Annotated in this window: 21 protein-coding genes, 1 tRNA gene and 1 pseudogene; 8 read left to right on the top strand and 15 right to left on the bottom strand. The window is 52.0% G+C overall.

Annotated elements, in window-relative coordinates; genetic code table 11:
* The 9 genes and pseudogenes from AXA67_10090 to AXA67_10050 all read right to left on the bottom strand — a co-directional run bounded on the left by AXA67_10090 (window position 1) and on the right by AXA67_10050 (window position 5,574).
* A pseudogene (locus AXA67_10090) lies at window positions 1–181 on the bottom strand (methane monooxygenase/ammonia monooxygenase subunit C).
* A gap of 93 nt (window positions 182–274) precedes the next feature.
* Complete coding sequence (locus AXA67_10085) at window positions 275–481, bottom strand: hypothetical protein (protein ID KXJ40638.1); 207 nt, start codon at window positions 479–481, stop codon at window positions 275–277.
* On the bottom strand, window positions 481–1,248 hold the full coding sequence (locus AXA67_10080; protein KXJ40637.1) for a cell division protein ZapD: 768 nt from the start codon (window positions 1,246–1,248) through the stop codon (window positions 481–483). Before AXA67_10080 ends, AXA67_10085 begins: the two co-directional genes overlap by 1 nt.
* Before the next feature lie 230 nt (window positions 1,249–1,478).
* On the bottom strand, window positions 1,479–2,225 hold the full coding sequence (locus AXA67_10075; GenBank protein ID KXJ40636.1) for an LPS export ABC transporter ATP-binding protein: 747 nt from the start codon (window positions 2,223–2,225) through the stop codon (window positions 1,479–1,481).
* Window positions 2,206–2,721 (bottom strand): hypothetical protein, encoded by a 516-nt coding sequence (locus tag AXA67_10070; GenBank protein KXJ40635.1) that lies wholly within the window; start codon window positions 2,719–2,721, stop codon window positions 2,206–2,208. The genes AXA67_10075 and AXA67_10070 overlap by 20 nt, the downstream gene beginning before the upstream one ends.
* Window positions 2,718–3,242, bottom strand: a complete 525-nt coding sequence (locus tag AXA67_10065; protein ID KXJ40661.1) for a 3-deoxy-D-manno-octulosonate 8-phosphate phosphatase — start codon at window positions 3,240–3,242, stop codon at window positions 2,718–2,720. Before AXA67_10065 ends, AXA67_10070 begins: the two co-directional genes overlap by 4 nt.
* Before the next feature lie 13 nt (window positions 3,243–3,255).
* A complete protein-coding gene (locus AXA67_10060; protein ID KXJ40634.1) occupies window positions 3,256–4,239 on the bottom strand; it encodes a D-arabinose 5-phosphate isomerase in 984 nt (327 codons plus the stop codon).
* Window positions 4,236–5,216: a calcium:proton antiporter gene (locus tag AXA67_10055; protein KXJ40633.1), complete on the bottom strand. Its 981-nt coding sequence runs from the start codon at window positions 5,214–5,216 to the stop codon at window positions 4,236–4,238. The genes AXA67_10060 and AXA67_10055 overlap by 4 nt, the downstream gene beginning before the upstream one ends.
* 25 nt (window positions 5,217–5,241) lie before the next feature.
* Entirely contained in the window at window positions 5,242–5,574 is a 333-nt protein-coding gene (locus AXA67_10050) for a hypothetical protein (protein ID KXJ40632.1), read from the bottom strand.
* 215 nt (window positions 5,575–5,789) lie between these two features.
* Between AXA67_10050 and AXA67_10045 the strand changes: the two genes are divergently transcribed.
* From AXA67_10045 to AXA67_10035, 3 genes are all read left to right on the top strand, one after another.
* On the top strand, window positions 5,790–7,835 hold the full coding sequence (locus AXA67_10045; protein ID KXJ40631.1) for an oligopeptidase A: 2,046 nt from the start codon (window positions 5,790–5,792) through the stop codon (window positions 7,833–7,835).
* A gap of 148 nt (window positions 7,836–7,983) precedes the next feature.
* A complete protein-coding gene (locus AXA67_10040) occupies window positions 7,984–8,718 on the top strand; it encodes a protein-L-isoaspartate O-methyltransferase (protein KXJ40630.1) in 735 nt (244 codons plus the stop codon).
* A 28-nt stretch (window positions 8,719–8,746) separates the two neighbouring features.
* A complete protein-coding gene (locus tag AXA67_10035) occupies window positions 8,747–11,152 on the top strand; it encodes a hypothetical protein (protein KXJ40660.1) in 2,406 nt (801 codons plus the stop codon).
* 1 nt (window position 11,153) lies between these two features.
* Here AXA67_10035 and AXA67_10030 read toward each other — a convergent pair whose 3' ends face one another.
* Window positions 11,154–11,834, bottom strand: coding sequence for a hypothetical protein (locus AXA67_10030; GenBank protein KXJ40629.1), 681 nt, complete (start codon window positions 11,832–11,834; stop codon window positions 11,154–11,156).
* 1 nt (window position 11,835) lies between these two features.
* On the opposite strand from AXA67_10030, the gene AXA67_10025 reads away from it, so the two are divergent.
* The 3 genes from AXA67_10025 (at window position 11,836) to AXA67_10015 (ending at window position 15,402) form a co-directional block, all read left to right on the top strand.
* Window positions 11,836–12,111, top strand: a complete 276-nt coding sequence (locus AXA67_10025) for a hypothetical protein (protein ID KXJ40628.1) — start codon at window positions 11,836–11,838, stop codon at window positions 12,109–12,111.
* 1,393 nt (window positions 12,112–13,504) lie between these two features.
* On the top strand, window positions 13,505–15,007 hold the full coding sequence (locus AXA67_10020) for a hypothetical protein (protein ID KXJ40627.1): 1,503 nt from the start codon (window positions 13,505–13,507) through the stop codon (window positions 15,005–15,007).
* A 131-nt stretch (window positions 15,008–15,138) separates the two neighbouring features.
* A complete protein-coding gene (locus tag AXA67_10015) occupies window positions 15,139–15,402 on the top strand; it encodes a 30S ribosomal protein S20 (GenBank protein ID KXJ40626.1) in 264 nt (87 codons plus the stop codon).
* A gap of 104 nt (window positions 15,403–15,506) precedes the next feature.
* Here the strand turns inward: AXA67_10015 and AXA67_10010 are convergent, their stop codons facing one another.
* The 4 genes from AXA67_10010 to rplU all read right to left on the bottom strand — a co-directional run bounded on the left by AXA67_10010 (window position 15,507) and on the right by rplU (window position 18,301).
* Window positions 15,507–16,631, bottom strand: a complete 1,125-nt coding sequence (locus tag AXA67_10010) for a glutamate 5-kinase (protein KXJ40625.1) — start codon at window positions 16,629–16,631, stop codon at window positions 15,507–15,509.
* Window positions 16,597–17,637, bottom strand: coding sequence for a GTPase ObgE (gene obgE, locus AXA67_10005; GenBank protein KXJ40624.1), 1,041 nt, complete (start codon window positions 17,635–17,637; stop codon window positions 16,597–16,599). The genes AXA67_10010 and obgE overlap by 35 nt, the downstream gene beginning before the upstream one ends.
* Window positions 17,638–17,707: 70 nt before the next feature.
* On the bottom strand, window positions 17,708–17,965 hold the full coding sequence (gene rpmA, locus AXA67_10000; GenBank protein ID KXJ40623.1) for a 50S ribosomal protein L27: 258 nt from the start codon (window positions 17,963–17,965) through the stop codon (window positions 17,708–17,710).
* A gap of 24 nt (window positions 17,966–17,989) precedes the next feature.
* A complete protein-coding gene (gene rplU, locus AXA67_09995) occupies window positions 17,990–18,301 on the bottom strand; it encodes a 50S ribosomal protein L21 (GenBank protein ID KXJ40622.1) in 312 nt (103 codons plus the stop codon).
* Window positions 18,302–18,587: 286 nt separating this feature from the next.
* Here rplU and AXA67_09990 point away from each other — a divergent pair, with 286 nt between their 5' ends.
* Window positions 18,588–19,598, top strand: coding sequence for an octaprenyl diphosphate synthase (locus AXA67_09990; protein ID KXJ40621.1), 1,011 nt, complete (start codon window positions 18,588–18,590; stop codon window positions 19,596–19,598).
* A 3-nt stretch (window positions 19,599–19,601) separates the two neighbouring features.
* Window positions 19,602–19,678 (top strand) — tRNA-Pro (locus AXA67_09985).
* 64 nt (window positions 19,679–19,742) lie between these two features.
* Here the strand turns inward: AXA67_09985 and AXA67_09980 are convergent.
* The gene (locus AXA67_09980; GenBank protein ID KXJ40620.1) at window positions 19,743–20,783 is read right to left on the bottom strand and encodes an aldo/keto reductase; all 1,041 of its coding nucleotides are present in this window, start codon (window positions 20,781–20,783) and stop codon (window positions 19,743–19,745) included.
* Window positions 20,784–20,793: the final 10 nt, after the last annotated feature.

The raw sequence follows: 20,793 nt of genomic DNA, 5'->3' as shown, positions 1-20,793 counted from the left end.
AGTAAGTTTCAAATTCCGGTGCAAAGGAATCCAGGCCGGCACTCCAGCCATAAACCCCTTCATACCACCGGACCCACGCATAAAATACCGTATAGAGCAGAATCGCAAAAACTAACCACTTTTTGTTCAAAAGGGGTTCTTCTTGCGCTGCTGCAGTTACAGTTTGAGTTGTTGCAGCCATTGATTACCTCCTTCTTGGGAAGATGTGTTTGAAACACGACTCTAAGACATTAAAACGGGAGAAAAGTTCCCTGAAATTTGGGAGGCAAATAGGCTAGATTTCAGAGGAATCAGTGTCGTTAGAAGAGGCCTCGTTGGATCCTTCCGATGACGCCGGTTCCCCCGGAATATAACGTTTTTCCATCGCCCAGGCACCTAGGTCCAACATTTTGCACCGCTCGCTGCAAAAGGGGCGGAAGGGGTTATCTGGACTCCAAATGACGGGCTTGCCGCATTGGGGGCATTTTACTTGCTTTTTCATCAGAATATACAGCGGGTCAGTTGAAAAGGTATGTCTTCAGAGGTTTGTTGGGCCTTGTCGATCATGCTGGGTTCCATGAAACGGATAGTAAAACGATGTTTACCGCCGCTGATTTCCGCATAAAAAGGAGAATGCCGGTCCAGACCTACACGAATCAGCTGGAAAGGCAAGGATTGATCTAGATTTTGTTGATAAAAACCGGCCATGGCAATTTCTTCAACGGGCAAGGCGCTTTGGCGAAGCGTATTGAGAGCAAAGCCTATGGTGGAGCGAATGACGGAAAATGGCGCCAGCCACATTTTGAAATCTTGTTTACGGTGATGCTCCGGCTGTTGCAGCCAGTGATGATAGCCGGGCAAGTCGAAGCTGCAAGTCCCGCCGGGGATGGCGCTGCGCTGGGCGATACTTTTGAACAGGCCATGGCCCGCCAAATGACTGGCGAATTTGCCATTGGTTTCCCTGAGTTGATGGGAAAGATTCTCAATTTCATCCATCATGCCGTGGACTTTATTGGTGTCGATACCTTGGCTGCGGGCGAGACGGGTCAAGGCCTTTTGATGACGTTCCAGTTCCTTGAGCAATTCCGAACGGATGTCATTGCGGCCAAAGATGGTAATGACATCCAGCAAGCTTTCCACCGCCGCTCGGCTTTCCCAAATCGAATCCCCTTGGAGGAAGTGTTCAATTTGCAGGAATAATTGCTCCAGGCGAATGAAAGTGCGGATTCTTTCGTTCAGGGGGAATTCGTAGATAATCAAGTCAGTCAAGGGTGATGCCGGCGATGAATGTGTTGTAACGATAGGGATATTCTAGTAAGTTTTGTGATTCGGCGCACCTGCCATCGGTAAGAGCCCATCTCAATAGGGACCTGGACCGGCTTTGGGAAACGCCGTAAACTCCTCCCTGAGGGCTTGATGACGGCCATCCAGGCCGCCAACATTCCCACAAGCCGGTCCAGCTCCCTTCTTGCCATTATCTATGGAATATGCTCAAAGTCCTATAAATAAAAGTGTTCGCCCAGATAAACTTGCCGGACTTCCGGATGATCCAGCACTTCCTCGGGGCTCCCTTCGGCAATGATTTTGCCTTGGCTGATAATACAGGCTCGCTGACAAATTCCCAGGGTTTCGCGGACGTTATGATCGGTAATCAAAACGCCAATGCCCCGGTCCTTCAGATGATGAATAATCTTCTGGATTTCAATGATGGAGATGGGATCGACCCCAGCAAACGGTTCGTCCAGCAAAATAAACCGGGGTTCCAGCGCCAGGGCCCGGGCAATCTCCAATCGCCGGCGTTCGCCGCCGGACAGGCTGACGGAGGGTTGCTGGCTTAGGGAGGTCAGGCCAAATTCCTGCAGTAACTCGGCGGCGATGATTTCCCGTTGCCCCGCGGTCAGTTCCGGGCGCAATTCCAACACTGCTTGAAGATTCTCCACCACAGTCAGTTTGCGGAAGATGGAGGCTTCCTGAGGTAAATAGCCCAACCCCCGGTGTGCCCGTGCGTGGATGGGAAGGAAGGTGACATTGTTGCCATCCAGGGTAATTTCTCCCTCATCGGGCTGAATCAGACCGACAATCATATAAAAGCAGGTGGTCTTGCCGGCGCCGTTTGGCCCCAGCAGCCCGACAATTTCTCCGCTGTTCACAAACAGACTAACGCCCTGGACCACAGTTCGCTTGCGGTACTTCTTGACTAGCCCTCTGGCTTCCAGCCGGGCGCTGTCAGGGCTTGGATTTGTCATTCTTATCGCCGTTTTTGGGGTGCAGAATAATTTTGACCCGCTTGGTGTCGGAGGTTTTCTCACCTGCCTTGATAGTACCCTTGATTTGATCATATTCGATCCAGTCACTGGCGTAGGTATTATCCCCCTGATGGACCACGGCATCGCCGATCAAGACGATGGTATCGCGATCCACGTAATATTCGGCGCGCTTGGAAGTGCCGCGGATTTCTTCCTTGCCAGGCTTGGGGATTTGCCGGAATTGGACGGGATTGCCGTAGGCGATGGCTTTTTCCAGCTCGCCCTTGACGGTGAAGGCTTCGATTTTATCCGCTTTGATATGCAAGGTTCCCTGTTTGAAGATGACATCGCCGGTATAGATGCTTTTGCCGGTTTTTTCGTCATAAAAAGCGCTGTTGGATTCGATGTAGATGGGCTGATCGGCGTCGCTTTCCAGGGCTTTCGCGGGAGAGCTCGCAAAAAGAAATAACAATAAAATCAGGCGAAAAAAATTCATGGTAAATATTGTTTTAATAAGACGTCGAAGGTTTGTTGTGCCTGCATGATCAAATCGCATACTTCCCGGGCGGCGCCAAACCCGCCGGGGGTGCGGGTGACCCAGTGGACCCGCTCTTTGACGGCGAAATGAGCGTCCTGGACGGCAATGGCTAAATGAACTCGGCACAGAATGGGTAGATCCAAAATATCATCGCCGACGCAGGCGGTATGATCCAGTGGAACATTTGTGACTTGTTGTAGTTTTTTCAATGCTTCCAGCTTGTTTTCATAGCCTTGATATACATGGCGGATGCCCAAACTCTCCATGCGCAGGGCCACAGATGGGGATTTTCTGCCAGAAATAACAGCGGTTTCCACTCCGGTGCGTTGCAACAGTTTCAGGCCGTGACCGTCCCGGGCGTGAAAGCCTTTGAACTCGCGGCCCTGCGGGTCGAAATACAGGCGGCCGTCGGTGAGAACGCCATCCACGTCAAAGATGACCAGCTTAATTTGCCTGGCCCGGGTTAGGACCCTTTCCATTTCGGATGCCATCTTAAAATACTCCCGCCCGTAACAGGTCATGCATATTCAAAGCGCCGATCAGAAGATTGTCATTATCCACCACTAACAGGGCGTTGATCTTCTTTTCTTCCATCATTTTCACTGCTTCGGCGGCCAAAAGATCGGAAGAAGCAGTCGCGCATCTCCGGGTCATCACCTCGCCAATAGGGGTTTGGTGAATATCGTAATCGCCGTGTTCGAACAAACGCCTCAGGTCACCATCGGTGAAAATTCCAAGCACCCTTTTCTGGTTGTCCACCACCGCAGTCATGCCCAGTTTTTTACTGGTCATTTCCAGCAGCGCTTCGCTCAAGGTGGCGGAAGCATTTACCGCCGGAATATCCGCACCGGTATGCATGATATCCTCTATTTTCAGGAGCAAGCGGCGGCCAAGACTGCCTGCCGGGTGAGAGCGGGCAAAATCATCGCGGGTAAATCCCCGCGCTTCCAATAGCGCTACCGCCAAGGCATCGCCCATGGCCAGGGCGGCAGTGGTGCTGGCCGTGGGCGCCAGTCCCAAGGGACAGGCTTCCTGTTTGACGCTGACGTCGATGTGCACCGTGGCTTGCCGGGCCAGCACGGAATTGGGGCGTCCGGTCATGGAAATCAGAGGCACCCCCAGGCGTTTGATAAGGGGAATAATGGTGATCAGCTCCCGTGTTTGGCCGGAATTGGAAAGGGCCAGCACCACATCCTGGGGGGTAATCATCCCCAAATCGCCGTGGCTGGCTTCTCCTGGGTGAACATAAAATGCCGGCGTGCCGGTACTGGCCAAGGTGGCGGCGATTTTTCCGGCAATATGGCCGGATTTGCCCATGCCGGTCACTATCACCCGTCCCTTGCAAGCCAGCATCAATTGGCAGGCATGGACGAAATTGCTATCTATACGGTCCGCCAGGCGGGTGACAGCCTTGGCTTCCAGGCGGATGACTTCCAGGCCCAATTGCCGGAGTTTTTCTGTATCGATATCTCTCATGAATGGATATCCAAATAAAGGTTGAACTGGTAGGCGGCGAATCCCAGCAATAACAGAAAACCGCCGAAGCGGCCGATTTTGCTAGGATTGCTTCTGCCTAGCCCGAGAATGAACAGGGCTAGAGTGAATCCCAACATCCAGGGAAAATCGCGGAAAATCACCTGGGGTTGCAACTTGCCGGGATGGATCAGGGCGGGCATGGCATACACCGCCAGCATGTTGAACATGTTAGAGCCAATGATATTGCCGATGGCCAGATCGTCTTCCTTTTTCAAGACGCTGGCGATGGAAGCGGCCAATTCCGGCAGGCTGGTGCCCAAAGCGACAATAGTGAGGCCGATAATCAGATCACTGATGCCGAAATGATGGGCAATCCCGACCGAAGACCAGACCAGCAACCGTGAACTGCCCACCAGTCCCATCAAACCCAGTAGAAACCAAAACCAAGCCTTACCCAAGCCGAGAGCAGGGGGAAGTTCGCTTTCCACTTCCTGTGCCAGCGGGTCGGATCCTGATGCGCGGCGGGCTTGCCATACTAGCCAGATCAGAAAAGATACCAGTCCCGCCAGCAGAACGCCGCCTTCCAAAAGTTCGAGTTGCAGGTTGTAGCTGAGGGCGAAGGCGACCAAACAGGCCAGCATCAACAAGGGAATTTCCCGCCGCAGAGTCCCGGAATGGACGGCCACCGGCGCAATCAGTGCGGTGCATCCAAGGATCAAACCGATATTGGCGATATTGGAACCCAGGGCATTGCCTACCGCCAGGCCGGTATTGCCTTGCCAGGCGGCAAAAGAGGAGACCAGAATTTCCGGCGCCGAGGTGCCAAAGCCTACAATAGTCAAGCCGATCACCAGTGAAGATACGCCCAGATTTCTGGCGATACTGGCTGCGCCCACCACAAAACGGTCGGCGAAATAAATCAGCAAAATAAAGCCGGTTACCTGAGCGGCGCAATCAATCCAAAGTTCGTTCGTCATGTTTTGAAACAAGCAAGCTGCAGGTTCAACTTCCCCACAGGCTAATGGTTAAAAAGGCAAACCAACACTGTATTTTCCTTCGCCAGTGGCGGTAGCTTTTTTGATTGGTGTGAAAGCGGTCAAATTGGGCGCCGAAAAAGGCTTTGTATAATTGCCCCGGGGTTGGAACAAAGCCGTAGGTTTCCTGCCAATAACGCGCGGCCTTTTCTTGCAACCGGTAGTACAAGATATCGTAGGGCGTGTTGCCTTCATAATTGAGGGGCGTTTCCTCATATTGGACCGGGCTGGCTTCCAATTGTTGCTGAAACCAACGCCGCAAGTCTTCCTGTGAGCCGGGTTGTATTTGTAGGTTTGCCATGGGAACTTTGAAGTAAAAACCAGTCTCCCTATATGAGAACGTCACATTATACATGCCTGGGACCACCTACCCCAGCTTGAATAGATGGCGGAGCCTGGTGTATAGGCCCTGTGGATATTGCGTTTTTACTGATGCTGTTTAAGATGGGATCCATTGTCCATGCCAATGAAAGTTTATAAGCAAGATCAACGATTTCCCCAACGAGAGACCCAACCATGACCAATCCGTTACTTGAGAATTACGAATTTCCTCCCTTTTCTAAAATTCAACCTGACCATGTGGAACCTGCCATTGACAAGATTCTTTCTGAAAATCGCCGGGCCGTAGAACATCTACTCGAGCAAAATAAAGACTACCATTGGGACAACTTGATCCGTCCCCTGGAAGATATCGATGACAGGCTCGACAAGGCCTGGTCGCCGGTGCGTCATCTCAATTCGGTGGTCAATACCGAGGCCCTGCGCCAAGCCTACAATGCTTGTTTGCCCAAGCTCAGTGAATATGCCACCGATCTGGGGCAAAACCGGGCATTGTACGAAGCGCACAAGGCGATTCACGACGGGAATGAATTTCAGCAATTGGATCCAGCGCAAAAAAAGATTATTCGTGATGCGTTGCGGGATTTCAAGCTGGCGGGTGTGGCCTTGGAGGAAGACAAAAAAGCCCGCTTCAAAGCAATCGAGCAGGCATTATCCAAGCTTTCCAGCCGCTTTGAGGAGAACTTGCTTGACGCCACCAATGCCTGGACCAAGTTGATTGAGGACGAGTCGCAACTGGCGGGGGTGCCGGAAACCGCCAAGGCAGTCGCCCGCCAGGCAGCCCAGGCAAAGAGCCTGGAAGGCTGGCTGTTAACCCTGGAATTTCCTTGTTATGCGGCGGTTATGACCTTCGCCGATGACAGGGTTCTGCGGCGGGAAATGTATGAGGCTTACGTTACCCGGGCCTCCGATCAAGGCCCTCATGGAGGTAAATGGGATAACAGCGAGATCATGGAGGAAATTCTCAAACTCCGCCACGAAAAGGCTCAGCTTTTGGGTTATCGCAATTTCGCCGAGCTGTCGCTGGCGACGAAAATGGCGCGGTCGCCGGAACAAGTCTTGAAATTTCTGGAAGAATTGGCGGCGCGTTCCAAACCGGTGGCGGAATTTGATTTGGCGGAACTGAGAGAATTCGCCTTACAGCAACATCAGATTGAGGAACTGCAAGCCTGGGATTTGATGTACTACTCGGAAAAGCTCCGTCAGCACAAATTCCAACTTTCCCAGGAGGAAGTCAAACAATACTTTCCCGCCACCAAGGTTGTGCCCGGTTTGTTTGCCGTGGTGGAGCGGTTGTACGGCTTTCAAATCCAACCCCTGGAGGGCGTGGATGTCTGGCATCCCGAAGTGCAATGCTATGAAATCCAGGGGAGTGAAGGAGAAGTCCGCGGGCGTTTCTATCTCGATTTGTATGCCCGGCCCAAAAAGCGGGGCGGGGCGTGGATGGATGAGTGCATCTCCCGCCGCCGCTTGCAGGGACAAATTCAAGTGCCGGTGGCTTTTCTTACCTGTAATTTCACCCCGCCGGCGGGAAGCGATCCCGCCTTGTTGACCCATGACGAAGTAGTGACGTTGTTTCACGAGTTCGGTCACGGCCTGCATCACATGCTAACCCAGGTGGATTATCTCAGCGCCGCCGGTATCCGCGGGGTGGAGTGGGATGCGGTCGAACTCCCCAGTCAGTTTATGGAAAACTTCTGTTGGCAGAAAGAGGCTCTGGATTTGATTTCCGGCCATTATCGGACGGGGGAACCGTTGCCGGAGGATTTGTTTGAAAAAATGCTGGCGGCGAAGAATTTTCAATCCGGCATGCAAATGGTGCGGCAATTGGAATTTGCCTTGTTCGATTTTCGCATTCATTTGGAATACGACCCGGCCAAAGGTGGGCGCATTTACGATATTTTGAATGAAGTGCGGGACAAAGTCGCAGTGTTCACACCGCCGCCGTGGAACCGTTTTGCCCATGGCTTTGCCCATATTTTCGGGGGCGGTTATGCGGCGGGTTATTACAGCTACAAATGGGCAGAGGTTTTGTCCGCCGACGCTTTTTCCCGGTTTGAAGAGGAAGGTATTTTCGACCCCGCCACAGGTAAGGCTTTTCTCGAACATATCCTGGAAAAAGGTGGCAGCCGTCCGGCGTTGGAGTCTTTTGTCGCCTTCCGGGGGCGGGAACCGGAGATTGAGGCGCTGTTGCGGCATAGTGGGATGACAGAGAAAATGTAGGCTGTATTGGAGGGGTGGCGCTGATTTGCGGGGACGCCGTAAATTCGTCCATGAAGGCTTGGACGCGGCCGTCCAGGCCGCGTACACCCCGCAAATCAGCGCCACCCCTCCAAGTCCAAAGCCGCGAAAGCTTAAGGGAAGGGTAACAATGTTTATCAAACTATTTTGGATAGTTTTGTTGTTGTGGGGAAGCTGGGTCCAGGGGGCGGTGGATCCTTATGCCGAGGCCCGCCGGCAGTTGCTGGAAACCATTCGACAGGATTTTAAGGAAACCGGCGGGTTTACAGGTAAATCCGAATTGAGTCCTCAGGTATTGAAGGTGATTGCGGCAGTGCCCCGGCACGAATTCGTTCCCAAGGAATACCGTGCCAGCGCCTATGAAAATCGTCCCCTCCCCATCGGTTATGGTCAGACCATCTCCCAGCCCTATATTGTTGCCTTGATGACGGAACTGCTGGAACCGAAACCAGACCACATTGTGTTGGAGGTGGGTACCGGATCGGGGTATCAAGCCGCGGTATTGGCCAGGCTGGTCAAGCACGTCTATACGATTGAAATCATCGAACCCCTGGCGAAACAAGCCAAGGAGAGGTTAAAGCGCCTCGGGTACGATAATGTCACCGCCAAAGTGGGGGATGGTTATTACGGTTGGAAAGCGCATGCGCCTTTTGACGGCATCATCGTCACCGCCGCCGCCAGCCATATTCCGCCGCCTCTGGTCAAACAACTCAAGCCAGGCGGGAGAATGGTGATTCCCGTCGGTGGACGTTTCCTCACCCAATATTTGATGTTGGTGGAAAAAGATGCCAACGGTAAAGTCCATACCCGCCAACTGTTGCCCGTCAGTTTTGTGCCGTTGACCGGCGGAACTCGTGGGAGATAAAGAACGTCCCCACCTTCTCGAACCAGACTTGCCTGACCTGTCCCCGCCGCTGCTTTTCTTGCTGGCGGTGGCTTTGATCTCCGCAGCGGCGTTGGGACTGGAAGTCATCTTGATGCGGCTGTTCTCCATTGTCCAGTGGTATCATTTTGCCTACATGATTATCAGCCTGGCACTGCTGGGCTACGGTGCCAGCGGCACATTGATTTCTTTGTTGGCTGGATTGGCCCGGCGCTATTTTCCGCTGCTTTTTGTCTTCAGTGCGGCTTTGTTTGGCATTACCGCCTTGACTTTATTTCCCGCAGTTCAGCAGATGGCTTTCAATCCGTTGGAGTTATTGTGGGATCCGCAGCAATGGCTCCGTTTGATTGGTGTATATAGCTTGATGTTGCTCCCTTTTCTGTTGGCTTCCAATTGCACTTGCCTGGCGCTGCTCAAATTCAAGAACCATGTTGGCTGGATCTATGGGCTGGATTTGTTGGGGGCAGGGTTGGGGGCGGTGGGGGTGATTGGCTTGCTGCAATGGTTTTTTCCACTGACGGTGCTGGCGATTCTGGGAGGATTGGCGCTGCTCAGCGCCGCCTTTGCCTGGGTGAGTTTAAATGCCCGTCCACGCATTGGCGCCGCCATTTGTCTTTTAACAGCAATAGCATTGCCGGGTTTGATTGCCCGTTCCGAGCTGAAACTGTCTCCGTACAAGGCTTTGAGTCAGACGCTGGAGGTGAAGGGTGCGCGTTTGATTGACCAGCGCTCCGGCCCCTTGGGATGGCTGGCGATGGTGGCCAACGATGAAATTCCTTTCCGTTATGCGCCGGGATTGAGTCTCAATGCCACTGTGGAACCCCCTTCTCAACTCGGGGTGTTTGTTGACGGCGATTCGATGACCCCTATCACCCATTTTAATGGGGATTGGTCCAAGCACGCCTATTTGGGACAGATGCCTTCCGCCTTGGCTTATCGGCTGCTCAAAAATCCCCGGGTAGTGGTGCTGGGAGCAGGTGGGGGTATGGATGTGTTGCAGGCGCTTTACCACAAGGCTGCAAAAGTGGATGTGGTGGAATTGGATGACAACTTGGTGGATCTGGTGGGAGATATCTATGCCGATTTTTCCGGTCATCTTTATCAGCAGCCCCAGGTAAAGGTGGCTATTCACGAAGCGCGAGGCTTCATGGCCGCTTCGAAGCACAAATACGACTTGATTCAAGTGGGGTTGCTGGATGCCTTTAATACCGCTGCTGCTGGATTACACGCCCTCAACGAGACATATCTATACACCGTAGAAGCCTTTGAACTGTTTTTGGATCATCTGAATGCCGATGGCATTCTCTCCATTACCCGCTGGGTGCGGGTGCCTCCTCGGGAGAATTTAAAATTGTTCGCCACCGCTGTCGAGGCGCTGGAAAACGCGGGGTATTCCAATCCCGGGCAGCAATTGGTGTGGATCCGGAGCTGGAATACGGCAACGCTACTGGTCAAGCAGTCTCCTTTTTCAGCGGCAGATATTGCAAGGGTGAGGGATTTTTGCCAGCGTTGGGGCTTTGATGTGGCCTACTATCCTGGCATGCCGCAAGACGAGGCCAACCGTTTCCACCGTCTGGCGCAACCTTATTTTCATCAAGCCGCGACGGCCCTGCTTGGTCCTCAGCGGCAAGATTTTATTAGAGATTACAAATTCCATATCGAACCTGCCACCGACACCCAGCCTTATTTCTTTCACGCCTTTAAATGGTCTTCTTTCTCTGAATTGATGAAACTGCGGGGGCGGGGCGGCGTGGCGTTGATTGATCTGGGGTATTTGTTGCTGGTGGGGACGGTGCTGCAACTGGCTGTGTTGAGCGGGGTGCTGATTATTGTACCGCTGTTACCCAGGGGAATCGGCGCGGGCAGCCGGGGAAGGGTGCTGGGCTACTTCTTCGCCGTGGGCATTGGCTTTATGTTTGTCGAGATTGTGTTTATCCAAAAGCTCATTCTTTACCTCTCTCATCCCCTATACGCTGTGGCGGTGGTATTGACCGGTTTTCTTATTTTTGCCGCCATGGGTAGTATGGCTATAAAGCGCTTCCAAAGCCGCTACCCGCAATTGTCTCCTGCGGTTCCAGTGGTAGGAATTTTAGCGGTTGCTTTGCTGGATTTGGGTTTCATTCCTTGGCTGACAACGTTTTCCATCAGCGCGCCGGAATGGCTGCGGATTGGCATAGCGTTGCTTTTGATTGCCCCCTTGGCTATTTGCATGGGAATGCCTTTCCCCTTGGCGTTGACACACCTGAATCGCACCGCTCCGGATCTGATGCCCTGGGCCTGGGCGGTGAATGGTTGCGCTTCAGTCACCGGCGCGGTGTTGGCCAGCCTGTTGGCGATTCATTGGGGATTAATGACGGTGATAATAATTGCCCTGGTTGCCTATGGATTGGCGGGTTGGGTTTTATTCCGCCGTTGATTTATGGGGCCATGGAGGTGTCCACTTCTACGCCAAGTTTGCGAAGTTGGTCACTAAGGGTGTCCTCATCGGTAAAGACAATGCCTTGCCAGCCAAATTCACGGGCCCGTTGAATATTATCCGGGCTATCGTCAATGAACAGTATTTGTTCTGGCAAAAGATCCAGGTCATGGGTAAGTTCCTGAAACAGGCTAGAGCTGCGTTTGCCTTTGCCGAGACGGTAACTGATGTAAAGCTTGTCGAAATGCGAGTAAATACCGTGGCGGCGATCTAATTCATCCAGCCATTCGGTTTGGTCGCTAAGCAGGCCAACCAGATATCCCCGGCGCCGCAAATTATCCACAAGCGCAAGCATGGCTGGACGGATTCTAAAGCGTTCGAGAATCGCCTCTCGCATGACTTCAGGGTCTCCCCGCAGCCCGGTTTTCTGGGCCATGATTTGCCAGAAGTTATGTTCGCTGCCACGGCCTTTCACCCAACCGGATTCATAAACAGCGTCCATCCCGGCTTGAAAGATCTGGCTTTCGTCCAGTCCTTGTTGACGGGCCAGGGCCTTGAGACCTTCCCTAAAACCTTCTTCGGCAATGACACCGCCGAAATCGAACAAAATGGCTTTGATCATGTCTTCAATTTCACCCTTTAAAAGGATGCGCATTTTGCCATAGGCTGTTTGGAATACCAACGTGTCAGGTGTTATCACTTTATTGCTACTGGCTTGTTTAAGCCTGCGTTATCCCTATCCTTACCGGTTTGCCATGGGTTACGGACTTTTGGTTTTTGCCCGCAGTTTGGGGCTGGATGATTGGCAGGGGGCATTGCTTCGCGGCATGATGGCCACCGCTTTCGGCCTGTTCTTTTTCTTGATTCTGAACGAAGTGCGCGGGCAATGGCTGATTTGGCTGTTCACTTTGATGATCGGATTAGTGGCATGGTTTTTTTGGCCCTACTTGGTGATGTAGAAAAGTATCAGACGCAGTCCGCGGTGCTTTTAGAAAACAGCGATATTCGAATGATTAAGTGTGTGGCCGTTTTGTAGCTAGAAATCAGTACCCATCAATTGAGGTGGTATATTGACAAGGTTTATCTTCTAACGTAAGTTTCTACCTACAAAAGATCAAGAAAACATTTCAGGTTCATTAGTTTTTTCATTCCAGCGGTCCTCCAAACTTTCACGTTATAGATAGAGATGCTGTGAAAGTTTTTTGGGGGTGCCTGAGTTAGCATTCTAAGCATTATTGCTCGTTCGAGAATTAGGGGGCAGACAACATGAACAATTTAAAGCCGTTATTTTTCTTAGAATCCCAGCTAAGAGTCGATAGATTCTTGATTTTAAACAGGGGGAAATACATAGCCTCTCGTTTTTTTCTATTAATGGTATTTGCCGTAGTGTCTTTGGGGGCTCATGCAACGCAATGGCGTGTCATTCAGCCCATGAGCCACGCTAGGTCTAGTCATACAATGACACAATTGCCAGATGGAAAAATCTTGGTAGCCGGGGGCAACGAGCAAAAAGCAACGGAATTATTTGATCCAGAGAATGAAACATGGGCGGCAACCGGGGACATGGTGATGCCACGCAGTGGGCATACCGCTACCCTACTTCCCAATGGTTTGGTGCTAGTGGTAGGCGGGAGAACCGTGAATGAAGCCGGTGTTACCTCAACTACCGCAACTGCTGAAATTTATAATCCATCGACTGGAACTTGGCGGACAACGGGAGCGATGAATGTGCCCCGATACAGACATACCGCAACCCTCCTCAGAGATGGCAGGGTATTAGTGGTAGGAGGTTGCTGTGAACGAGTATATGGTCGCAAGCGGGCACTGAATTCTGCGGAAATTTATGATCCCTCTACGGAAACATGGGTGCTAGTATCAAGCATGTCAGAGCGAAGAAGATCACATACAGCACATATACTTGCTGATGGTTCTGTGTTGATTGCAGGTGGGTCTGGTCATACCTTTAAAGGTGGAACTAAGTCAGCGGAAATTTACTATCCCATCACAGATACATGGCAAACAATCAGCGCCATGGCTTTTGTCCATGCAGATCATGGGACGGTTACCTTGTTGGATGGATCAGTTTTAGTAGTTGGTGGTAGTCCAAGCGGTTGCTGTGCAGGAACAAGAGAGGCCGAAGTGTTCAATCCTGCAAACCGAGCATGGAGCAGTGTAGGATCTCTTGCAAACAGGAGAAAGATATTTACCACCACCCGGCTTGCCGATGGAAAGGTTCTAGCAGCAGGCGGTTACAGTTGCTGTCTTTCTTCTCCTAACTATATCTCCAGTACTGAGATTTACGACCCGGATACGCAGCAATGGACAAACTCCGGCGATATGAATTTCGCACGTATGGGGCATGCGGCTATCCTGTTGAAAGACGGCAGGGTTTTGGTGGCCGGGGGGGAAACCTATCTTCCGGAGGGAGGAGAACAGACTATCAATGAAGCCGAGATCTTTGAGTATGGTTCCGTGGTGGTGCCTTCCAATCGTCCTCCCGTTGCTAAAAGTGCCAATTACCAAACCAATGAAAACACCCCGCTTGATATTCTTTTGGAGGCGACAGATCCTGATGATAATCCCTTAACTTTTGCAGTGGTTAGCAGTCCTATCAATGGGTTATTATCCGGTGTTCCGCCTAATCTCACCTATACACCAAGTTCTGGTTTTTCAGGGATGGACAGTTTTACCTTTAAAGCCAACGATGGGAGCTTGGATAGCGAAGTCGCAGTTATAAAAATTACCGTTCAGGCAGTTACGAGTGACGGTATTTCTAACCCAGGCGCTTCTATCACAATTGATGGCAACTTTTCAGATTGGTCAGGGCTGCAATCATTCGGCCCTGATCCTGATGATGTTACAGGGGCCAGCAACAAATTGGATTGGTTGGAAGGTTGGATGGCTCATAATGGCAACGATTTATTTATCGCCTACCGCACTCAAGGGCCGATTGTTACCAACGGCGGTTTTTGGGCGTACCAGATTTATCTGGACACCGATGCCGATGAAGCAACGGGCTATGGTTCCCTGGGGGCGGAATATCTGGTAGAAGGCAACAGTTTGTGGCGCTATACCGGCGATGGCGGTAGCTGGCGTTGGCAATACCTGGGTGCTATGGCCAAAGCGGTCAATAACAACCAGCTAGAAATGCGCGTGCCACTCCAGCAATTAGGCTCTCCCACCCAGTTGCGCTTAAGGTTTATCGGGAGGAATGCGGCTTTTGGAGGCGATATTACCGATAGATACCCGGACAGCGGTGGTGATGTCGTCGCCTTTAGCTACAGCATTGGAGACGGAAGTACGCCACCACCGGGAGTCGGTAATGGCGATGTTTCCAACCCTGTTGCCTCGATCGCCATTGATGGAAACCTGTCGGACTGGAATGGGACCCAATCTTTTGGCCTTGATCCTGACGATGTGGCGGGCACCAATAATCAGCTGGACTGGCTGGAAGGTTGGATGTCCCATAATAGTACCAATCTGTTTATCGCCTATCGTACCCAAGACCCGATTATCACGGGAGACGCGTTCTGGGGTTACCAGATTTTCCTCGATACCGATGAAAATGAAGCCAGTGGCTATAGCATGGGCGCCTTGGGCGTGGAATATCTGCTAGAGGGCAACAACTTGTGGCGATATACTGGCGATGGAAATAGCTGGAGCTGGCAATATGTGGGCGACATGGTCATGGCCGCCAGTAACAATCAGCTGGAAGTCCGCCTGCCGTTGCAACAACTCGGCAATCCAACGGGACTTCGAGTAAAATTTGTTGGCAACAATGAAGCCTTTGGCGGTAACGTTATCGACAATTACCCAGATAACGGCAGCGGCTATTTCAGCTATTCGTTGAATTAATTTTCCTGCAATATCTTTGACTAAAGGCCATTTCCGCTGATATGTCATTGGAAGAGGCTGGAAATTGACTTTTGTATGATTAGCTAGGATAATTAAAAAATTTACTAACCGGTAGTCATAAGGGGAAGAATTTGGCTAATATAGCATCTGCTAAAAAGCGCGCGCGTCAGGCGCAAAAACGTTATTTACACAACAAGGCCCTTCGCAGCCGCATGCGCACTTTTATCAAAAAGGTGTTAAAAGCGGTGGATGACGGGAATGCGGACGAGGCTCGTCAGGCCTATCAACAAGCGGTACCCGTGATTGATTCCATGGTCAACAAGGGCATTATTCATAAAAATAATGCCGCACGGAAAAAGAGCCGGTTGAATGCCCGTGTCAAAGCGCTGGGATAACGATAGTACCCAAACAGGATATTTTTTAGATCTTTTCGCTTTTTGTTTCCAATAAATTTCAGAAAGATGCGGGGTGGGGAAATTATTTTTCTCCCCGCATTTTTTTATAGTAAAACTAGATTGTCACGGTGAATCAGTTCTGGTTCATCCACGTAACCTAGAATTTCCGGAATCTTACTGCTAGGTTGCCCCTTGATTTTACGGGCTTCCTCGGCGCTGTAATTCGCCAGCCCCCGGGCGATTTCGTTGCTGTGTTCATCGAGACAGGAAACCACATCTCCCCGTTGAAAAAGCCCGTGGACTTTTTTGACGCCAATGGGAAGCAAGCTTTTACCTTGTTGTTTCAAGGCGTGGACGGCGCCGTTATCCAGAATCAATTTTCCCTTGACTTGAAATTGCCCAACCAGCCACCGTTTTCGGGCGTCTAGCTGTTCCGCATCGGGAATGAGAAAGGTCCCCACAACTTCTCCGGCCGCAATCCTGAGCAGTACATCGGGTTGAGAACCTCCGGCAATCACGGTTGCCGTGCCCGAGCGAGCAGCCAATTGGGCCGCGCGGACTTTTGTGGTCATTCCACCGCGTCCCAGGCCGCTGCGGCTGCCGCTGGCCATATTCTCCAGGCGCGGGTCGCTGATGCTGGCCTCGGAAATTAGCTTGGCGCTGCTATCCAGACTGGGGTCACGGTCAAACAGACCGGGTTGATCCGTCAGAATAATGAGTAAATCCGCCTCAATTAAGTTGGCGACCAAAGCCCCCAGGGTGTCGTTGTCGCCAAAACGGATTTCGTCAATCACCACGGTGTCGTTTTCGTTGACAATAGGGATGACGCCATAGCGTAATAAGGTTGAGAGAGTGCTGCGGGCGTTGAGGTAGCGCTGCCTATGGGTCAGGTCTTCATGGGTCAGAAGTATTTGCGCGGTTCGTCTGCCGTGATGCTGGAAATTGGATTCATAGGCTTGAATCAGTCCGCTTTGCCCCACGGCGGCGGCGGCTTGGAGTTCATTCAAATGTTGTGGTCGGGCGCGCCAATTGAGCCGTGCCATGCCCTCGGCCACGGCGCCGGATGAGACCAGCAGTACTTCACGGCCTTGTTTCCAGAGGGCGGCGATTTGATCGGTCCACTGTTCGAGGGCGGTAGTGTCCAATCCTTGGCCGCCCCGGGTCAGCAGTGAACTGCCGATTTTGACAATGATTCTACGCGCCTGCGGAAAGGCTTCCCTGTTTTTCATTCTCGGTTTCCAGGTGTTCCATTACGGCGTACGTGAGCGCTTGCAGACCTTGGCCGGTGACGGTCGAAATTGTAAAGACAGGGTGCTTCCAGTCGAGCGCGGTCACGAGTTCCAGGGTGCGATGTTCTACTTCCTCGGAGGAAAGCAGGTCAATCTTGTTTAAGACAAGCCAGCGGGGCCGTTCCGCGAGAGAATCACTCCAGCGCTCCACCTCGGAAATCACTTGGCGAGAGGCTTCCACCAGGGAATGATTGTCGAAGGGGGCAATATCCACGAGATGAAGTAACAATTTGGTGCGGCTCAAATGCTTCAAAAATTGAATGCCCAATCCCGCGCCTTCGGCAGCGCCTTCTATAATCCCGGGAATATCGGCCACGACAAAACCTCTAAGGGCATCCACCCGTACCACGCCTAAATTGGGGTGTAGCGTAGTAAAAGGGTAGTCGGCTACCTTGGGGCGGGCGGAAGAGATTCGCCGGATCAAGCTGGATTTGCCAGCATTGGGTAGTCCTAGCAATCCTACGTCGGCCAAAAGCTTCAGCTCCAGGTGCAAGCGCCGGTGTTCGCCCGGGGTGCCGGGCGTGGCTTTGCGGGGCGTGCGATTGGTGCTGCTTTTGAAGTGAATATTACCCAGGCCATGGTGGCCCCCTTTGGCCACCAGGAGTTTTTGGTCGGCTTCCGTTAAGTCTGCAATTAGTTCGCCGGTGTCAGCGTCGTAGACCAACGTGCCAACCGGAACCTGGATAATGCAATCGGCGCCCCGTTTGCCTGTGCATTGGCGGCCCATGCCATTTTCACCGCGTCCCGCGCGGAAGTGGCGCTGGTGGCGGAAATCCGCCAGGGTATTGAGGTTGGCGTTGGTCTGAAGGTACACATCGCCGCCATCCCCGCCGTCGCCACCATCAGGGCCGCCCTTGGGGATGTACTTTTCGCGGCGGAAGCTGACGCAGCCGTTGCCGCCGTCGCCTGCTTCTACCTGGATTTCTGCTTCGTCAACAAATTTCATAAGCCAAATGAAAAGGCCCCGTCATTGACAGGGCCCATCTTCGTAAAATTAGCAAAGGATCAAGGTTGATCTAACTGGGCACGATGCTGACAAACTTGCGCTTTTTGGGGCCCTTCACTTGAAACTGCACCTGTCCGTCTTGCAGCGCATACAAGGTATAATCCTTGCCGCAGCCTACGTTTTCACCAGGATGAAAATGAGTTCCCCGCTGGCGAACAATGATATTCCCTGCTTTGACCGTCTGGCCGCCAAAACGTTTCACCCCCAGGCGTTTGGACTGGGAGTCGCGGCCGTTGCGGGTGCTACCGCCTGCTTTCTTATGTGCCATGGTTGAGTCCTCTTCGCATTAGATTTAAGCCGAGATGTCCGTGATTTGGACTTCCGTATAATATTGGCGATGGCCCTGCCGTTTCAAATATTGTTTACGGCGCTTAAACTTGAGAATATTAATTTTTTTGTGCCGCCCGTGGGCAATGACCCGGGCAGCGACTTTACCGCCTTCCACCAAAGGGTTGCCTGCCTTGACCCCATTATCGGAACTGACCATTAAAACCTGGTCGAATTCAATGGGCTCGCCTTCGCCAGCATTGAGTTTTTCTACTTTGATTTTATCGCCTTCTTTGACGCGATACTGTTTTCCGCCTGTTTGAATCACCGCGTACATCGCTGTGTGCTCCGTTCAATACCGTTTAGCATAAACAATTAATAATACATTGCAGATAGGGTTTGGTCAACTTTATGGAGTATTGTATATTGTATTGGCTACTACGCTGATGCTTTGCGCTCTCCGATCAGGCGCGAAAATATGATGTAATATCGAATCGGAAATTTTGGTGGCGGGGGCTTTTTATCGATTGACCAAACAACCTTGAAAAAGTCACATTACCGCCGCCATTTGCCATTAAAATAGCGGACATTACTTTTCTCTAAAAGAATTAATATAACACTGTATGACAGCCACTTCACTCACTAATACCGCACTGGATCCTTTTCAGGGGTTTGAGCAAATTCGCGCTTTGGTAGCGGATCAAGTCAAAGCTGTGGACCGCTTGATTATTGACGAATTGAGCTCTGATGTGGTGCTGATTAATCAAATTGGCAATTACATTATCAACAGTGGCGGCAAACGGTTTCGGCCATTGATTTTGCTGCTGGCGGCCAATGCCCTAGAATATCAGGGGGATCATCACATTACCTTGGCGGCTGTCATAGAATTCATTCATACCGCCACACTGCTGCATGATGATGTGGTGGATGAATCCGATCTTCGCCGGGGCAAAGATACCGCCAACGCGGTGTGGGGGAATGCGGCCAGCGTGTTGGTGGGGGATTATCTTTATTCCACATCCTTCGAGATGATGGTGCGGCTGCAAAGCATGCGGATCATGGAAATCATGTCCAAGACTACCACCGCGATTGCCGAGGGAGAGGTATTGCAACTGCTTAACGTTAATAATGCCGCCACTTCGGAAGCCAGGTACCTGGAAGTGATTTGGCGCAAGACCGCCATCTTGTTCAGCGCTGCGGCGCAACTGGCGGCGGTAGTTGCCAAGGCGCCGCCGAAAGTTGAAAAAGGCTTGGCGGATTACGGGCTGCACTTGGGCACGGCGTTTCAGCTGATTGACGATGCTTTGGACTATAAGGCCGATCCCGAAGCCCTGGGAAAAAATCTTGGGGATGATTTGGCGGAAGGTAAACCGACATTGCCTTTAATCCGGGCAATGGAAAAAGGGACAGACAAGCAGGCAGAAGTGATCCGCCAAAGCATCGAACAAGGTGACCGCGAGGCCTTCGCCAAGGTTTATGAAATCGTTGAATCCACCGATGCGATCGCGTACACTGAAGCCCGCGCCAAGGAAGAGGCCGACAAGGCCATTCACTCCATTTCGCCCTTGATGCCTTCCGCTTTCAAGGAAGCATTAGTGGCCATGGCGGAATTTTCGGTACAACGTTCTTATTGATTTCGGGGTGTAGCTCAGCTTGGTAGAGCGCCGTCTTCGGGAGGCGGAAGTCGCTGGTTCAAATCCAGTCACCCCGACCAATTTCTTAGCTGATTAGCATCCCTCCAGTGGGTAATATTAAGAGGCGGATTCTTACCCGACTTTTCATGGCGCCACATTCGGGCATTGCTCGTGAATCCTTTCAATTTCCGCCATGACATCCGCCGACAGTCCCAGATGGATGCTGTCGATATCTTCTTCCAATTGTTCCAGGGTTGTCGCGCCGATAATGTTAGCAGTCAGAAATAGGCGGCTATTGACATAGGCCAAAGCCATTTGGGCCGGGCTCAATCCATGTTGGCGGGCCAAAGCCACATACTGTTTTACCTGGGTTTCCACCTGGGGCTTGCTGTATCTGCCGTAACCGGGAAAAAGGGTTAAGCGGGCTCCCGTTGGCCTGGCGCCGTTTAGATACTTTCCGCTCAAAACACCGAATGCCAAGGGCGAGTAGGCCAGAAGGCCGACACTTTCCCGGTGGGCGATTTCCGCCAGGCCGATTTCGAAACTGCGATTGAGCAAATTGTAGGGATTTTGGATGCTGACAATGCGCGGCCAGCCGTGCTTTTCGGCCAGATGGAGATATTGCATGACGCCCCAAGGCGTTTCGTTGGATACGCCGATAGCGCGGATTTTCCCTGCTTCCATGAGTTTAACCAGCGCTTCCAGGGTGACCTCAATGGGGATGCCGTCGGCTTCTGGGTGATGTTCATAGCCCAGTTTGCCGAAAAAGTTGGTTTGCCGCTCCGGCCAATGAATTTGGTACAAATCCACATAATCGGTTTGTAATCGTTTCAGGCTGTCGTGGAGCGCCTGGCGGATATGCTTACCGTCAAGACGCGGGCCACCGCGGATCCAGGGCAGCCAATCGGCGCCAGGTCCGGAAACTTTGGTGGCGAGGATGATTTGGTCACGGCGGCCGGTTTTGGCGAGCCAGTTACCGATATAGACTTCAGTGCGGCCTTGGGTTTCCGCCCGGGGCGGAATCGGATACATCTCGGCGGTATCGAAGAAATTGACCCCGCGTTCGAAGGCCAGATCCATTTGCGCATGGGCTTCGGCTTCACTGTTTTGTTCGCCGAAGGTCATGGTGCCCAGGCAAATTCGGCTGACTTTTGGACCACCGGGCCCCAGGGTTGAATATTGCATTGAACAATCC

Origin of the sequence: Methylothermaceae bacteria B42 (assembly GCA_001566965.1) — a bacterium.
In the GTDB taxonomy this organism is placed as follows: Bacteria; Pseudomonadota; Gammaproteobacteria; order Methylococcales; family Methylothermaceae; genus Methylohalobius.
Note: the sequence above shows the minus strand (reverse complement) of the source record. Positions and strands in the feature narration are given on the sequence as shown.

What these genes read in the sequence shown, in the direction of transcription:
- AXA67_10085 (KXJ40638.1), bottom strand. Translation starts at nt 481, where the DNA reads ATGAAAAAGCAAGTAAAATGCCCCCAATGCGGCAAGCCCGTCATTTGG.
- AXA67_10075 (KXJ40636.1), bottom strand. Translation starts at nt 2,225, where the DNA reads ATGACAAATCCAAGCCCTGACAGCGCCCGGCTGGAAGCCAGAGGGCTA.
- AXA67_10070 (KXJ40635.1), bottom strand. Translation starts at nt 2,721, where the DNA reads ATGAATTTTTTTCGCCTGATTTTATTGTTATTTCTTTTTGCGAGCTCT.
- AXA67_10065 (KXJ40661.1), bottom strand. Translation starts at nt 3,242, where the DNA reads ATGGAAAGGGTCCTAACCCGGGCCAGGCAAATTAAGCTGGTCATCTTT.
- AXA67_10060 (KXJ40634.1), bottom strand. Translation starts at nt 4,239, where the DNA reads ATGAGAGATATCGATACAGAAAAACTCCGGCAATTGGGCCTGGAAGTC.
- AXA67_10055 (KXJ40633.1), bottom strand. Translation starts at nt 5,216, where the DNA reads ATGACGAACGAACTTTGGATTGATTGCGCCGCTCAGGTAACCGGCTTT.
- AXA67_10050 (KXJ40632.1), bottom strand. Translation starts at nt 5,574, where the DNA reads ATGGCAAACCTACAAATACAACCCGGCTCACAGGAAGACTTGCGGCGT.
- AXA67_10045 (KXJ40631.1), top strand. Translation starts at nt 5,790, where the DNA reads ATGACCAATCCGTTACTTGAGAATTACGAATTTCCTCCCTTTTCTAAA.
- AXA67_10040 (KXJ40630.1), top strand. Translation starts at nt 7,984, where the DNA reads ATGTTTATCAAACTATTTTGGATAGTTTTGTTGTTGTGGGGAAGCTGG.
- AXA67_10020 (KXJ40627.1), top strand. Translation starts at nt 13,505, where the DNA reads ATGGGGCATGCGGCTATCCTGTTGAAAGACGGCAGGGTTTTGGTGGCC.
- AXA67_10010 (KXJ40625.1), bottom strand. Translation starts at nt 16,631, where the DNA reads ATGAAAAACAGGGAAGCCTTTCCGCAGGCGCGTAGAATCATTGTCAAA.
- obgE (KXJ40624.1), bottom strand. Translation starts at nt 17,637, where the DNA reads ATGAAATTTGTTGACGAAGCAGAAATCCAGGTAGAAGCAGGCGACGGC.
- rpmA (KXJ40623.1), bottom strand. Translation starts at nt 17,965, where the DNA reads ATGGCACATAAGAAAGCAGGCGGTAGCACCCGCAACGGCCGCGACTCC.
- rplU (KXJ40622.1), bottom strand. Translation starts at nt 18,301, where the DNA reads ATGTACGCGGTGATTCAAACAGGCGGAAAACAGTATCGCGTCAAAGAA.
- AXA67_09990 (KXJ40621.1), top strand. Translation starts at nt 18,588, where the DNA reads ATGACAGCCACTTCACTCACTAATACCGCACTGGATCCTTTTCAGGGG.
- AXA67_09980 (KXJ40620.1), bottom strand. Translation starts at nt 20,783, where the DNA reads ATGCAATATTCAACCCTGGGGCCCGGTGGTCCAAAAGTCAGCCGAATT.